The 15,389-nt window shown below is 66.6% G+C and carries 10 protein-coding genes; 2 read left to right on the top strand and 8 right to left on the bottom strand.

What is annotated here, in order from left to right; genetic code table 11:
- Nucleotides 1–19: 19 nt before the first annotated feature.
- From JQ627_RS09895 to JQ627_RS39620, 6 genes are all read right to left on the bottom strand, one after another.
- A complete protein-coding gene (locus JQ627_RS09895) occupies nt 20–931 on the bottom strand; it encodes a DMT family transporter (protein WP_212483982.1) in 912 nt (303 codons plus the stop codon).
- Between the two features lie 131 nt (nt 932–1,062).
- Nucleotides 1,063–1,944 carry an NAD(P)-dependent oxidoreductase gene (locus JQ627_RS09900; protein ID WP_212483983.1) on the bottom strand — a complete coding sequence of 294 codons (882 nt, stop codon included), beginning with the start codon at nt 1,942–1,944 and terminating at the stop codon, nt 1,063–1,065.
- Nucleotides 1,944–3,075, bottom strand: a protein-coding gene (gene prfB, locus JQ627_RS09905) for a peptide chain release factor 2 (protein WP_212483984.1) whose coding sequence is annotated in 2 segments (ribosomal slippage) — nt 1,944–3,005 and nt 3,007–3,075 — 1,131 coding nt in all. Because the reading frame shifts where the segments join, the coding sequence is not laid out codon by codon here. Before prfB ends, JQ627_RS09900 begins: the two co-directional genes overlap by 1 nt.
- A 108-nt stretch (nt 3,076–3,183) precedes the next feature.
- Nucleotides 3,184–5,688, bottom strand: coding sequence for a penicillin-binding protein 1A (locus JQ627_RS09910; protein WP_212483985.1), 2,505 nt, complete (start codon nt 5,686–5,688; stop codon nt 3,184–3,186).
- A gap of 226 nt (nt 5,689–5,914) precedes the next feature.
- Nucleotides 5,915–7,210, bottom strand: a complete 1,296-nt coding sequence (locus JQ627_RS09915; RefSeq protein ID WP_212483986.1) for an N-acetylmuramoyl-L-alanine amidase — start codon at nt 7,208–7,210, stop codon at nt 5,915–5,917.
- Nucleotides 7,211–7,825: 615 nt separating this feature from the next.
- A complete protein-coding gene (locus JQ627_RS39620; protein ID WP_312015748.1) occupies nt 7,826–8,701 on the bottom strand; it encodes a hypothetical protein in 876 nt (291 codons plus the stop codon).
- On the opposite strand from JQ627_RS39620, the gene JQ627_RS09920 reads away from it, so the two are divergent.
- Entirely contained in the window at nt 8,645–11,023 is a 2,379-nt protein-coding gene (locus tag JQ627_RS09920; protein ID WP_312015749.1) for a ribonuclease E/G, read from the top strand. The genes JQ627_RS39620 and JQ627_RS09920 overlap by 57 nt on opposite strands.
- A 66-nt stretch (nt 11,024–11,089) precedes the next feature.
- Nucleotides 11,090–12,322 (top strand): FAD-binding oxidoreductase, encoded by a 1,233-nt coding sequence (locus JQ627_RS09925; protein WP_212483988.1) that lies wholly within the window; start codon nt 11,090–11,092, stop codon nt 12,320–12,322.
- Here JQ627_RS09925 and JQ627_RS09930 read toward each other — a convergent pair.
- Together JQ627_RS09930 and JQ627_RS09935 are read right to left on the bottom strand one after the other, a co-directional pair.
- Complete coding sequence (locus JQ627_RS09930; protein ID WP_312015750.1) at nt 12,319–14,388, bottom strand: tetratricopeptide repeat protein; 2,070 nt, start codon at nt 14,386–14,388, stop codon at nt 12,319–12,321. The two genes, JQ627_RS09925 and JQ627_RS09930, sit on opposite strands and share 4 nt — an antisense overlap.
- A 74-nt stretch (nt 14,389–14,462) precedes the next feature.
- Nucleotides 14,463–15,299, bottom strand: coding sequence for a helix-turn-helix transcriptional regulator (locus JQ627_RS09935; protein ID WP_212483990.1), 837 nt, complete (start codon nt 15,297–15,299; stop codon nt 14,463–14,465).
- Between the last annotated feature and the right edge of the window lie 90 nt (nt 15,300–15,389).

Raw genomic sequence — 15,389 nt, forward strand, 5'->3', positions numbered from 1 at the left:
GAAACGACGGACCCGGAACTTACACGATGCGCCGCAGCAGATTCAGAACGCGCCCGTCGATCACCAGCAGCGCACTTCCGATGACGATAGCGCCCGCGATCTCGCGCAGGGAGATCGGCTCACCGAGCACCAGCCATCCCAACAGGATGGCGGTGACGGGAATGAGCAGCGTCACCAGCATGACATTGGTCGCGCCCGAACGGCGCAGGACCTGAAAGAAGACGATGTAGGCGAGCGCGGTCGACAGGCCGGCTAGCCCGAGCACCGCGAGCCAAATCGTCAGGCCAGGCATCGGCAGATGCCATGGCCGCTCGACCGCGCCGGCGACGACCGCCATCATCACTGTCGACGCCATCAGTTGAAACGTCGCCGTCCCAAGCGGGGCTGAGTCCTTCAGCAACCGCCGCGCGGCCAGCGCCGCGAAGCCATAGCTGAAAGCGCCGCCGAGGCAGAGCAGGATGCCGAGCCCCTGCCCCGGCCGCGTCTCGATGCCCCATCCGCGTAGAATGATCACGCCCGCGAGGCCCAGCGCGACGCCGGCCACCCGGCGTAACTGCAAGGCTTCTTCGCCCGCCGCAGCCATCACCATCACCGTGAACAGCGGCGTGGTCGCGTTCAGGATCGATGCCAGTCCGCTCGGGATGTAAGTCTGGCCGATCACGATCAGCGAGAACGGGATGGCGTTGTTGAGCAGCCCGATTGCGACGAATGGCGTCCAACCGATGATGCCCTTGGGAAAACCGATCCCCTGCACGCGCAGGAGCGGCAGCAGAATGGCCGTGCCGAGCGCAACGCGCAAAAACACCAGCGTCAGTGGCGGCAACTCCCGCAAGGCCGCGCCGTTGAAGAAGAACGAGCCGCCCCAGAGGACCGAGAGCACCGCGAGCAGCGACCAGTCTCGCGCGTCGATCCTGTTGTCGTTCGGGGACATGTGCTTCACCTCGGCGGACGAGCCTGCCGCCTAGGACAGCGCGGCGGACAGTGCCACCCGATTTCCGATGAAGTTTGGAATTCCCGTGTTCGGATCAAATCGGGGAACACGGACCATGTGGATGCGACCCGCTAGGACGGCTTCTTCGGCCGCGACACCAGCTCGATCATCTTGCCTTCGTCGTCATCGGGCATCGCGGCCTTGGCCTGCGCGTAGGACTCGACCGCAGCGCGCGAGACCAGCGGCTTGTCGGCCAGCAGGCTTTCGGCGAGTTTCACGGCGTAGGCGGCATCCTTGTGCCGCAGCGCCGCCGTAAAGGTCGCGCCGCTGAAGTCGCGGGCAACCATGCGCCTGGAGTGACGCTGCACCTGCGGGCTTGCCGCGACGCCGGCCTCGATCGATTCCAGCACGAGATTCATGTCGAGTCCGGCCTGCTCGGCGATCGCGAGGCCCTCGGCAAGGCCGGCGATCTGGATCGCGCCCATCAGGTTGTTGATGAGCTTGTAGACAGTGCCGGAGCCAACCGCGCCGAAATGGCGGATGGTCGAGCCGATCGGTTCGAGGAACGGGTGGGCGCGCGCGAGATCGGCCGCATCGGCGCCGGCGAGCAGCGTCAGCTTTCCGCTCGCTGCCGCATCCGGCAATCCCGTCACGGGGCAGTCAATGTAGATGAGCCCGCGCGCGTTCAGCTCGCGGCCCATCTCGCGGGCGTGGTCATAGGAGACGGTGGAGCATTCAATCGCGATGGTGCCGGCCTTGGCCGTCTTGGCTGCCCCCTCGGGTCCCAGCCAGACCGCACGCGAGGCTTCGTCGTCGGCGACCATGGTCACGACCGCATCGGCATCGATCGCGGCATCCTCAGGCGAGGTCGCCCATTGCGCGCCGCGCGCGATCAGGTCTTCCGCTTTTGTCTTGCTGCGATTCCATAGCGTCACCGTGAAGCCGGCATCGAGATAGCGGCCGGCCATGCCATGGCCCATCCGCCCGAGCCCGATGAACGCGACACGCGGCATCAGTCGACGTCCTCGATGTCGGCGCCGGTGGTGCCGAAGGCGCGCTGCGCCAGCGTCGCCGCCATGAAGTCGTCGAGATCGCCGCCGAGCACGCCTGACGTGTCCGAGGTCTGCACGCCCGTGCGCAAATCCTTCACCATCTGATAGGGCTGCAGCACGTAGGAGCGGATCTGGTGGCCCCAGCCGATATCGGTCTTGGCGGCCTGGTCGGCGGCGGCTTTCTCCTCGCGCTTCTTCAGCTCGATTTCATAAAGGCGTGCGCGCAGCATGTCCCACGCCTGCGCGCGGTTCTTGTGCTGGGAGCGGCCGGCCTGGCAGACCACCGCAACGCCGGTCGGAATGTGCGTCAGGCGCACCGCGGACTCGGTCTTGTTGACGTGCTGGCCACCGGCGCCGCCCGAACGCATGGTGTCGACACGAACGTCGGATTCCTTGATGTCGATCTTGATGCTGTCGTCGATGACCGGGAACACCTGCACGCTCGAAAACGAGGTGTGGCGCCGCGCATTGGAATCGAACGGCGAGATGCGCACCAGGCGGTGCACGCCCGCCTCGGTCTTCAGCCAGCCATAGGCATTGTGGCCGGAGACCTGGATGGTCGCCGACTTGATACCGGCCTCTTCGCCCTCGGATTCTTCAAGGTACTCGACCTTGAAGCCGTGCGTTTCGGCCCAGCGCGTGTACATGCGCAAGAGCATCTGCGCCCAGTCCTGGCTCTCGGTGCCGCCGGCGCCAGCATGGACTTCGAGATAGGAATCGAAGCGGTCGGCCTCGCCCGAGAGCAGCGCCTCGAGCTCGCGCCGCGCCACTTCCTTCTTGAGGTTCTTCAGCGCAGCTTCAGCCTCGGCAACGACGCCGGCATCGCCCTCGGCCTCGCCGAGCTCGATCATGCCGATGTCGTCTTCGAGCTCCTGCTCGACCTTGCCGATGCCGGAGAGCGAATCCTCAAGCGAGGTGCGCTCCTGCATCAGCTTCTGGGCTTTCTGGGGATCGTTCCAGAGGTTGGGATCTTCTGCGAGCTTGTTCAGCTCAGCGAGGCGCGCCGTCGATTTCTCGACGTCAAAGATGCCTCCTCAGCAGCCCGACTGACTGCTTGATCTCTTCTACCAACCGTTCGATTTCGGCGCGCATGTCGTTCTCTGGTCTCGCGGAAATGGTCCCGCTTGCAATTGAGATCGGGATGTAGCGGCGGCGGCTGCAAAGCGCAACCGCCGGAACCGCGATCGTCTGTCTTATCCGCTAGTACAGCCCGCCGGTGCCCGGACGCATGAAGAAGCCGGAATCCGGCTGCTGCTGCTGCGACGCCGGCATACGCCCGTCGGCGTCGGCGACGCCGATGACCGAGTAGTTGTCCGGCGGCGCCGTGCCCGGCTTGAAGGCTTCGAGGATGGTTCCGCCGGTCTCGCCGGGACCGGCGCGCATGCCGGTCTTGGAGACGACGCGGACGAGCTTGATGCCGGCCGGCACCTTGAACGGAACCGCGGGCTTGTCGGCGAGCGCGAGCTTGAGGAAATCGCGCGCGATGGGAGCAGCCAGATGGCCGCCGGTCGCGGCGTTGCCCCTACCGAGCGCACGCGGCTTGTCGTAGCCCATGTAGATCGCGACGGCGACGTCGGGCGAGAAGCCGACGAACCAGGCGTCCTTGGCCTCGTTGGTGGTGCCGGTCTTGCCGGCGATCGGCTTGCCGACCTCCTTGACCACGGTCGCGGTACCGGCCTGGACCACGCCTTCCATCAGCTCGGTGATCTGATAGGCGGTCATGGAATCCAGCACCTGCTCGCGGCGGTCGATCAGCTGCGGCTCGGCCTGGTTCTTCCAGCCGCCCGGCGCGTCGCAGCCGCGGCATTCGCGCTGGTCGTGCTTGAAGATGGTGCGGCCGTAACGGTCCTGGATGCGGTCGATCAAGGTCGGCTTCACCCGGCGGCCGCCATTGGCGAGCATCGAATAGGCCGTGACCATGCGCATCGCCGTGGTTTCGCCAGCGCCGAGCGCGTAGGAGAGATAGTTCGGCAATTCGTCATAGACGCCGAAGCGGCGCGCATATTCGCCGATCAGGGGCATGCCGATGTCCTGTGCGAGGCGCACGGTCACGGTGTTCAGCGACTGCCGCAGCGCGTTGCGCAGCGTCACCGGTCCCTGGAATTTGCCGGACGAGAAGTTCTCGGGCCGCCACACGCCGGCGCCCTGGCCCTGGTCGATTTCGATCGGCGCGTCGAGCACGACGGTCGACGGCGTATAGCCGTTGTCGAGCGCGGCCGAATAGACGATCGGCTTGAACGACGAACCCGGCTGCCGGTAGGCCTGCGTGGCGCGGTTGAACTGGCTCTGGTCGAACGAGAAGCCGCCGACCATCGCGAGCACGCGGCCGGTCCAGGGATCCATCGCCACCATCGCGCCGGACACTTCGGGGATCTGGCGCAGGCGGTACTGGCCTTCGACCGGCTGTCCCTCCTTGGTGTAGAGCGGATCGGCATAGATCACGTCGCCGGGCTGCAACACCTGCGCCACCGACGTCGGGGTCTTGCCCTTGGCATTGCCTTGGGCCGCCCTCGCCCAGCGCACGCCGTCGACCGTGACGATACCGGTCTCGCGCTGCTTGCTGATGGCGCCGCCGAGCTCGCGGTTCGGCTGGAAGCCGATGCGCGCGGACTGGTCGCTGGTCTCCAGCACCACCGCCATGCGCCATGGCGAGATGTCGGACAGCGACTTGATCTCGGCGAGCTTCACGCCCCAATCGCCCGAAATATCGAGCTTGCTCATGGCGCCGCGATAGCCCTGCTGCTCGTCATAGTTCACGAGGCCGGCGACCATGGCCTTGCGCGCCATGACCTGGATCTTCGGATCGAGCGTGGTGCGGACGGACAGACCGCCCTCATAAAGCTTCTTCTCGCCGTAGCGCTCGAAGATGTCGCGGCGGACTTCCTCGGCGAAATATTCGCCGGCGAAGGTGTGGGCACCGTTGGAACGGTTGGTGACGGCCAGCGGCTCCTTGCGCGCCTTGTCGGCATCGGCCTGCTTGATCCAGCCGTTCTCCAGCAGACGGTCGATCACGTAGTTACGACGCTCGATGGCGCGATCGCGGTTGCGCACCGGATGCAGCGTCGCGGGCATCTTCGGCAGCGCGGCGAGATAGGACGCTTCCGCGACCGTCAGCTCGTTCACCGACTTGTCGAAATACACCAGCGAAGCGGCCGCGATGCCGTAGGCGCCGAGGCCGAGATAGATCTCGTTCAGATACAGCTCGAGGATCTTGTCCTTCGAGTAGGTCTTCTCGATGCGCATCGCCAACAAGGCTTCCTTGATCTTGCGGGCGAACGAGACCTCGTTGGTCAGAAGGAAATTCTTGGCGACCTGCTGGGTGATCGTGGAGGCGCCTTGCGGACGCCGGTTCGAGCCATAGTTCTGGATGAAGAGCACGCCGGCGCGCGCCATCCCGGTGTAGTCGATGCCGCCATGCTCATAGAAATTCTTGTCCTCGGCCGCGAGGAAGGCGTTGATCACGAGCTTCGGCACCGCCTGGATCGGCAGGTAAAGCCGCCGCTCCTTGGCGTATTCGCCGAGCAGCGAGCCGTCGACCGCGTGCACGCGCGTCATCACCGGCGGCTCGTAATCCTGAAGCTGAGAGTAGTCCGGCAAGTCTTTGGAGAAATGCCAGATCAGGCCTGCCACGGCCCCGACACCGACAAGGAACATCACTGTTCCCGCGGCGAACAGGAAGCCCATGAACCGCACCAGCAAGCGCATTGTATGTTTATCCGTTCAAACTCTGGATCAGCCCAAGATCGAGGCACCCCAAACAGGCGCCCACCTCACGTCGCGAATGCACCGGCCTACTCGATTACATCAGGGCCGGACCAAAGACGTTGCCGAACGGGATTCTCGCCGATTCCGGAACCCCCCTGCGGCATTTTTATAAAGCGCCCGCTGTGGCCAAACTAGGGCTTTTGCGGCGGGCCTGAAAAACCCTTCCTCAATTCGACGATCCGGCGGTCACCATCCGCTTGGCCAGGAACCCCTCGATTGCCTGCGCCATCGAGGCCACAGCCTTGGACCGCCAGCCCTCGGAGACCAGGTGCTCGAGGTCGCCCTTGTTGGAGACATAGCCGATCTCGACCAGCACCGACGGCACGTCAGGCGCCTTCAGCACCCGGAACCCGGCCGACTTCAGGGGATGCTTGTGCATCCGCACGGTTGACTTCATTTCACCCATCAACAGGCGGGCAAAGCGGCTTGAAAAGGTACGGGTTTCCCGTTGGGTGAGGTCGATCAGGATGTCCGCGACGTCGGTCGGCTCCTCCGCGAGATTGAAACCGGCGATCGCGTCCGCCCGGTTTTCCGCATCCGCCAGTCGCTGCGCCTCGGCGTCGGAGGCCTTGTCCGACAGCGTGTAGATGGTCGCGCCCTGCGCATCGCCCTCGGCGCGCGGCAGCGCGTCGGCGTGGATTGAGACGAACAAGGCGGCCTTGAGCCCGCGGGCGACTTTGACCCGGTCGTTGAGCGGAATGAAGGTGTCGTCGTCCCGTGTCATCACCACGCGGTATTTGCCGGTCTTTTCCAGCCGGTCGCGCAGCGCCAGGCCAAAGGCCAGCACCAGGTTCTTCTCGCTCTCGCCGCTCGACTGCGTGCCGTTGTCGATGCCGCCATGGCCGGGATCGATCACGACGACCGGGCGGCCATCGGCCTTTTGCTGCGCGGCGTCCGGAGCTGGGGCGGCCGGAACCGTTGCGGGCGGCGCGTCGGCGATTGCGGGCCGCAGTTCGGGGTGTTTCTCGGGGGCGAGCGATTGCACGAAGGCGGAACGGTCGACCTCCTCCAGCTCGAGCACGAGCCGGGCCGGCTGGCCATTGGCGGCTTCCAGCACATAGGAATTGGCGATCTTGGCCGGGCCCGTCAGGTCGAACACGAGCCGCGAGCCGCCGGGCATGACCAGCCCATAGCGGAAGGCCTTGACCAGTCCCCGTCCCCCGGTCCCGGTGCCCGCGGGCAGTTGAAAATTGACTTGGGGCACATCGACCACCACCCGGTACGGGTCGGCGAGCGTAACCGCGCGGAAGGTGACGGTCTGATCGAGATCGAGGATGAAACGGGTCTGCTTGCCATCGCCGGCCAGCCGGGCGGCGGAGGCGATTGGAAAATTCGCTACCGCAACAGAGGGTTGCGGCTGGCTTTCCGCCGCGCTCAAGTGCCAGGAATCAGCACATGCCAATGCTGCAGCGCACAGAAGCGCGCATCCCAGCAAAACCCTTTGATTTGTGCGGCTCGTCACCGATTCCGTGCCTCCGAGCAGCCCTTTTAACGCAATAGAACCACAGGGTTAATCGATCCTTAATGACAGATTCGCGAAACTCGCCGACTGTGACCGCCGTGCGACGCTCCCTTGCACGGTTGGCCCATTCCACGTATGTACGGAGTGCTGACGGCCGATATTTTCGGTTGTGTCGCATTCAGCCTCCCGGTGCAGCGCCGGAACTCTCAAGGTTTGGGAATTCCAGCGTTTTTCCGATCCCCTCAAAGACCAGCGCGGTGCGCGGCAGCGAGGTGGAGCGGGTCAAGCCCCGGTAGCGGACGGTCCCCGGTTACCACCGCGTTTCCGGGACGGTTTTGACAGCGACGTGACCCGTTACCCGGTCCCTTAATCCCAAGGGAGCGGTTCGTAATCCCCAAGGCGAGCGCGCTCGCGCCATGCCTGGCCAGCAGCAACTGATTGAGGGGCGGCCCCGCCGCCCAATGTTTCATACGGGCCGACGCTTGATGCGCCAGACTGTGCCGACGAATTCTGAAGGACCGTTCGCGACGCTGCGGAGTGACAATCCCGCGCGCCGCTTCGGTCCTCCAGCTTCCGATTCGGCAAGGCGCGAGAGACGGCGTTTCGGCCTTCCCCTCACCCCCGAATCAGGTGGACCGTCGCGTCACCCGGCAGCGCAGATCGCGCCCACGGTGAATCGCGCCCGCCGCCGCCAAGAGTTAAGACATGCCCAACAAGATGTTGATCGATGCCACCCACCCGGAGGAGACCCGGGTCGTCGTGGTCCGCGGCAATCGCGTCGAAGAGTTTGATTTCGAGACCGCGCAACGCAAGCAACTGCGCGGGAATATCTACCTCGCCAAGGTCACCCGGGTGGAGCCTTCGCTCCAGGCCGCCTTTGTTGAATATGGCGGCAACCGCCACGGCTTCCTCGCCTTCAGCGAAATCCATCCCGACTATTACCAGATCCCGGTCGCCGACCGGCAGGCGCTGATCGAGGCCGAGGAACAGGCCCATCGCGAGGCCGAGGAAGAGAGCGAGAACCGCTCCCACGGCCGCCGCCGTTCGCGCCACCGCAACGCCCGCCGCCGCGGTCATGGCGACCGCGTCCGCAGCGACATCGTCGAAGGCCTCGAAGCCGGCGCCGATCCCGCGGCCCAGCCGGTCGAGGGCGAGGCCCCGCACACCGAGGGCGCGCCGCACGAGGGCGAGCACCTGCACGCCGATGCGGAACATCACGGCGAGCACGAAGGCTACGATCATCACGACCACGATCATGGCGACCACGATCATCACGATCACGACCACGAAGGACATGGTCACGACCATCATCGTGCCCATGATGACCATCACGCGCACGATCATGACCATGGTCATGACGGCGCGCACGATCATCACGACCGCGACCATGCCGACGAGACGCCCGCGCCTGTCGCTGCCGTCGGCGCCGAGCCTGTGGTCGCGACCGAGACCGCTACCGAGCCGCATGAGGCTCAAGCCTTCGAAGCGCATGCCGAGGCTCTCGCCGAAGCCGTGACGTCGGCCGCTGAACCGGCCGACGCCGTGTACGGTGAGAATACCGAGGCGCCGCATGCCGAGGCTACGGATGCAGCCGGCGAAGACGACGACGAGGATGAAGAAGACGGCGAGGAAGCTGAAGAGGAAGTCGTCGAATCCGTCGGCGGCGATGACGTGCTGGAGGAAGTGCCGGAGCGCACCTTCCGCCCGCGCCGCCAGTACAAGATCCAGGAAGTCATCAAGCGCCGCCAGGTGATGCTGGTGCAGGTCGTCAAGGAAGAGCGCGGCAACAAGGGCGCGGCGCTGACGACCTACCTCTCGCTCGCCGGCCGCTATGCCGTGCTGATGCCGAACACCGCGCGCGGCGGCGGCATCAGCCGCAAGATCACCAGCGCACAGGATCGTTCGCGCCTGAAGGAAGTGGTGCAGGACCTGGACGTGCCCGAGGGCATGGGCATCATCCTGCGCACCGCAGGCGCCGCCCGCACCAAGCCCGAGATCAAGCGTGACTTCGAATATCTGATCCGGATGTGGGAGACGGTGCGCGACCTGACGCTGAAGTCGCAGGCCCCGACCCTGGTCTACGAGGAAGGCTCGCTGATCAAGCGCTCGCTGCGCGACCTCTACAACAAGGAGATCGACGAGATCTCGGTCGCCGGCGAATCCGGTTACCGCGAAGCGCGCGACTTCATGAAGATGCTGATGCCCGCCAATGTCAGCGCGGTGAAGCAGTATCGGGACGGCCAGCCGCTGTTCTCACGCATGGGCGTCGAGAGCCAGCTGGACGCGATGTTCTCGCCGACCGTGCAGTTGCGCTCCGGCGGCTACATCGTGATCAACCAGACCGAGGCGCTGGTCTCGATCGACGTCAACTCCGGACGGTCGACCCGCGAGCACCATATCGAGGACACTGCGCTCAAGACCAATCTGGAAGCGGCCGAAGAGGTCGCCCGCCAGCTCCGCCTGCGCGACCTCGCCGGCCTGATCGTCATCGACTTCATCGACATGGACGAGAAGCGCAACAACCGTGCGGTCGAGCGCAAGCTGTCCGATTGCCTGCGGCAGGATCGCGCCCGCATCCAGGTCGGCCGCATCTCGCATTTCGGCCTCTTGGAGATGTCGCGCCAGCGCATCCGCGCCAGCGTGCTGGAGAGCTCGACCGATCCCTGCCCGCATTGCGGCGGCACCGGCCACGTCCGCTCGGTCTCGTCGGTTGCGCTCCAGCTCCTGCGCGGCCTCGAAGAGATCCTGATGAAAGGCGCGACCCACAATCTCGTGGTCCGCACCCGCACCGACGTCGCGCTCTACGTGCTGAACCACAAGCGCGGCCATCTGCGCGACCTCGAGAACGGCTTCAAGGTCACCCTGTCGGTCATCGCCGACCCCAGCGTCAGCGGCCCGCAGGCCTATCTGATCGACCGCGGCGAGCAGGTGCATACGCTCGAAGCCGCCAAGGCGCTGCTCGCGGCGCAGGCGGCTGCGAGCCCGCCGCCGCTGGCTGAAGAAGCCTATGACGACGAGGAGTTCGATCCGGAACTGGAGTCCGAGGTCGAGACCGAGGAGACCGAAGGTCTCACCGAGGAACAGGCCTCCGGCGATGCGTCGTCCGAAGGGGACGGCCAACGCCGCAAGCGCCGCCGCCGCCGGCGCGGCCGCGGTGGCCAGCGCGACGGTGAGGTGCGGGAGGATGGTGCTCCCTCTCTTCCCGAGGCGGCTGCCGCCGCCGGCGAAGGCGAAGAGGATGCCGAGTCCGAGCAGGATGGCGAGGAAGGCGGCGAGGAACAAGCTGCCCGCGGCGAGCAGGGCAGCGGCGACCGCCGCCGCCGGCGTGGCCGCCGTGGCGGACGCCGTCGGCGTGGCAATGGCGAGGAAGGTCTCGCCGGCTCCATCAGCGACGAGCTCGCAGCCAATGCACCGCCGGAAGCGAGCGACGCGGTTGCCGATTTCGACGGTGCCGGCGGCGAGGCTGCGCCCTCGATCGCGCAGGCCGAGGCGACCGCCGAGCCGCAAATCGCTCGACAAGACACCCAGCCCGAGCTCCGCTTCGAAGCGCCGGCCCAGCCGGAGCCGGCTGCTGCTCCCGTTGCGGCGGAAGAAGAGCCCGCCGACGACAAGGCCGCCCGGCGCCGCTCCACGGTGCGCGAAAAGGTGAGCTTCCTGTCGAGCAGCCCGAGCGAACCGGCAGTGCCGGTTGCGCAGGCGGTCGAGCCTGTCGCTCCACCGGCACCCGAGCCCGCGCCGGAAGCGGCAAGCGAAACGCCGGCCGCACCGCGTCGCGCCGGCTGGTGGTCGCGGCGCTTCGGCGGCGGCGAGTAGAACGAACAAGACAGTTGAAACCGCCCGGCTAAACCGGGCGGTTTTGATTTGGTGAGGTCAGTGTCGATGCGAAGTGCAATTGTTCTCGGCGGTGGCATGATCGGCGTGAGCGCGGCGCTGCACCTCCAGCAGCGCGGCTGGTCTGTCACGCTCGTCGACCGCAGGGAGCCGGGCCGTGAGACCAGCTACGGCAATGCCGGCATGATCCAGGCGGAAGCGGTCCGCCCCTATCCGATGCCGCGCGACCTCGCCACGCTCCTGAAGATCGCGACCGGCCGCACCAACGACGTGCGCTACAGCCTGTCGTCGCTGCATCTCCATATCGAGCCCCTGCTCCGCTACTGGTGGCATTCGGCGCCGAAGCGGCATCGCGAGGCGATCGACGCCTGGGCGCGGCTGATCGCCTACGCGACGGCAGAACACGACATCCTCATTCGCGAAGCCCATGCCGACAATCTGATCCGCCGCGCGGGATACCGGCATCTGCATCGCGACGCAGCTTCCTTCGATCTCGCAGTCAAGGCGGCGGAAGACGACCAACGCGAATTCGGCGTGAGGTTTCGCGCGCTCTCGGGGGCCGAGCTCGCCAAGGCCGAACCGATCCTGCGGGACGACCTGCCCGGCGCGATTCATTGGCTCGACACCTGGACCGTGTCCGATCCCGGCGCACTGGTCACGGCCTATGCCGAGCTGTTCGAGCGGCTCGGCGGCACCATCTTGCTCGGCGATGCCCAGAGCTTGCGGCAGACCGCGACCGGCTGGTCGGTCGACACGGACCAGGGGGGCATCGACGCCGCGGCCGCCGTCGTGACGCTCGGGCCGTGGTCGCCCGATCTCCTCACCAAATTCGGCTATCGCATTCCGCTGGTGCGCAAGCGCGGCTATCACATGCATTACAGCGGCGGCGCATCGCTCGATCTGCCGCTGGTTGACAAGGCCGGCGGTTACGCCATGGGGCCGATGGCCAAGGGAATCCGCATCACCACCGGCGCGGAATTGACCGGCATGGATGCGCTCGCAACGCCCGTGCAGCTCGCCAGCGCCGAAGCCTCCGCACGCGAGCTGATCGATCTCGGCAAGCGCGTGGAGCCGGATCCGTGGTTCGGCACCCGCCCCTGCACGCCCGACATGCTGCCCGTTCTCGGCCGCGCCCCGCGCCATCCCGGCCTCTGGATGAATTTCGGCCACGGCCACCAGGGCTTTACGCTGGGGCCCGCGACCGGACGCCTGCTCGCCGAGATGATGAGCGGCGAGACGCCCGCCATCGATCCCGCGCCGTACCGGCCGGAGCGGTTCTAGCTTCCGGCCGTCGCCGCCAGCACCGCAAGCGCGGCCGAGATGCGCAACAGCGGATCGTCCCACTCGCGCGGGGCGCGCTGGCGGAACAGCCGCATGGTCGGATACCACGGACTGTCCTCGCGATCGCGCAGCCAGCGCCAGTCGAGCGCGTATGGCGTCAGCATCCACACCGGACAGCCGAGCGCGCCGGCGAGATGGGCGACCGACGTGTCGACGGCGATGACGAGATCGAGCGCCGCGACCGCTGCGGCGGTGTCGGCGAAATCGCCGAGCCCCGGCGCGAGATCGACGATGTCGTTGCCGAGCGCTGCCAGCACCGAAGCATCGTCCGGGCGCGGCTCCTTTTGCAGGCTGTAGAGCTGCACGCCCGGCATCACGAGGCGCGGCAGCACGGCCGCGGCAGGCAGCGAGCGCTGGCGGTCGCCCTTGTGCCTGGCGTTGCCGGCCCAGACCACGCCGACCTTCAGCACTGTCACATCCGCGAGCGCCGCCTTCCACCGGGCGAGCTTCGCCGGATCGGGATGCAGGTACGGCACATCGGCCGGAATGGTGTCGAGCGTGGTGCCAAACACACGCGGCAGGCTCATCAGCGGCAGTTGCAGATCGAACGGCGGCAGCACTTCACCGCGCGCGATCACCTCGACATCGGGCAGCTGCCGCAGCAGTGAGGCGAGCGCGGGCTGAACCTGCAGGATGACCTTGCCGCCGCTCGCCGTCACCATCGGCCGATAGCGCACGAAATGCAGCGCATCGCCAAGACCGTACTCGGCGAACAGAAGCAATGTGCGGCCCTCGAGCGGCTCGCCCTGCCATTCCGGCTCGCTGAACGAGGGATCGCCGTCCGTCAGCGTCTTGCATTTGCGCCGCCATTGATAGGCCTCGAACCCCCTTGCGAAGTCGCCGTTCATCAGCAGGAAATGCGCGTGGTTGTATTGCGCGAGCGGCTGCTCCGGATCGAGCGCGATCGCGCGATGCGAGACCGCCAGCGCCTCGTCGATCTCGCCGGCATTGCGCAGCGCGACCGCGAGATTGGCGTGACCCTTGGCGTAGGCTGGATCGGCCACGACCGCGCAGCGATGCGCGGCGACTGCGTCGGCGGCGCGATCCTGCTTCTCGAAGATGATGCCGAGATTGGTCCAGGCCGGTGCGTGATCCGGCTTGAGCAGCAGCGCGCGCTCGCAGGCGCCAATCGCCTCGTCCAGCGCGCCGAGTTCGGAGAAGCAGGCGCCGAGATTGCTTGCGATCACGTGGTCCGATGAATCGAGCGCGAAGGTCCGCTGGTAGATCTCGGCGGCCTGTGGCAGATGACCGGCCTCGTGCAGGACGAGGCCGAGCAGACGGAGCGCCGGAGCGTTGTCCGGCACAAGCGCAATCGCGCGGCGGTACTGGACAATGGCGTCTTCGAGCAACCCTTGCCTGTAGAGCACGGCGCCGAGATTGCCGAGCAGCCCGGGATCGTCAGGATCGGTATCGAGGCCGCGGCGATAGGCGGCCTCCGCCTCGCCGAGCCTCGTCTGGTCGATGAGGAGATTGCCGAGATTGAGCCAGACGCCGCGATAGGCCGGCTCCCTCGCGATGACCGCGCGATAGGCCTGTTCCGCTTCAGTCAGACGCCCCTGCCCGGCAAGCGCGACGGCGAGATTGAAGCAGGCACGGGTGAGATGCGCGTCAAGCGCCAGCGCGCGGCGATAGGCGGCTTCGGCCTCGTCGAAGCGCGCGAGCTCGCCGAGCGCCACGCCGAGCTTGTTGTGCAGGCCGGCATCGTCCGGACGCCGGACCAGCGCGCGCCGGAACGCCGCCACGGCGCCCTCCTGCTCGCCCTTCACGGCCAGTGCATCGCCGAGCGTGACGAGTGCCGGCGCGTGCTCCGGATCGATGTTGAATACACGGCCAAGCAGCGCCGCGCCGTCGGCCGCGCGGTCGGTGACGAAGGCGGCCACGGCGGCAAGATGCAGCGCCGGCACATGATCCGGCGCGGCCCTCAGCGCCTCTGCACAGAGCGCGTCGGCCTGATCCGGCCGCCCCGCCGCAAAACGCTCTGCCGCCTGCAAGACAATCCGATTCACAGTCGCGCTGCCCACGATGCCGCCCGCCCCTTCAAAGTCAGATGCGGGTTAAACGCACGAGGGCGCAAAATCCGTCAGTCGGCGCGCTCGGTGAGCAGGTTTTTGATCCGGTCGGCATCTTCGGGCGTCGCCGGGTTGTAGACGATCATGCTGAGGTCGGAGCGGCCCTCGACATTGAAGCTCGAATATTCGAACGACATCGTGCCGTGAACGGGATGCCGCAGCCGCTTGGTGCCGTCGCCATGGTGGCGCACGTCATTGTCGCGCCAGAGCGCCGCGAATTCCGGACTGGTCCGACAGAGCTCGTCGACGAAATCGGCGACATGCGAGACGGCACCGGCCCGCGCGGCATCTGCCCGGAACGCCGCCACCACGAAGCGGGCCACGCTGTCCCAGTCATATTGCGCGGCGCGCACGCGCGGATCGCAGAAGATGAAGCGCAGGATGTTGCGCTGTCCCGGCGGGATCGCGCCGTAATCGGTCAACACGGCGCTTGCGGCACGATTCCAGGCGATGACGTCCCAGGTCGCGGTCCGTACCAGCGCGGGGCTGAATTCCAGCGCGTCGAGCACGCGCTGCAGCCGCGGCGAGACGCCTTCGGTGGCCTGGTAGCGCACTTCGGGCGGACGGCCGAGCCCGATCAGGAACAGGTGCTCGCGCTCGACATCGGTCAGCATCAAGGCGCCGGCGATGCGGTCGAGCACGTCGGCCGACGGCGCCCCGCCGCGGCCCTGCTCCAGCCACGTGTACCAGGTCGCGCTGATATTGGCGCGCTGCGCCACCTCCTCGCGCCGCAGGCCGGGCGTGCGCCTGCGGCTACCACCGAGGCCGAACGCGGCCGCATCAAGCCGGGTGCGGCGGTCCTTCAAATAGGTCCCGAGCAGGTTTTCAGCGGTCGCAGTCTCGCTCATCCTGTTACCTACTATACCCTGATAATGTCACTACTTTACCAGGATAATCCTCGCGCGGATGGTCGTCTCCACCAACCTCTCGACCGATCC

This window comes from Bradyrhizobium liaoningense, assembly GCF_018130785.1.
Lineage (GTDB): Bacteria > Pseudomonadota > Alphaproteobacteria > Rhizobiales > Xanthobacteraceae > Bradyrhizobium > Bradyrhizobium liaoningense_A.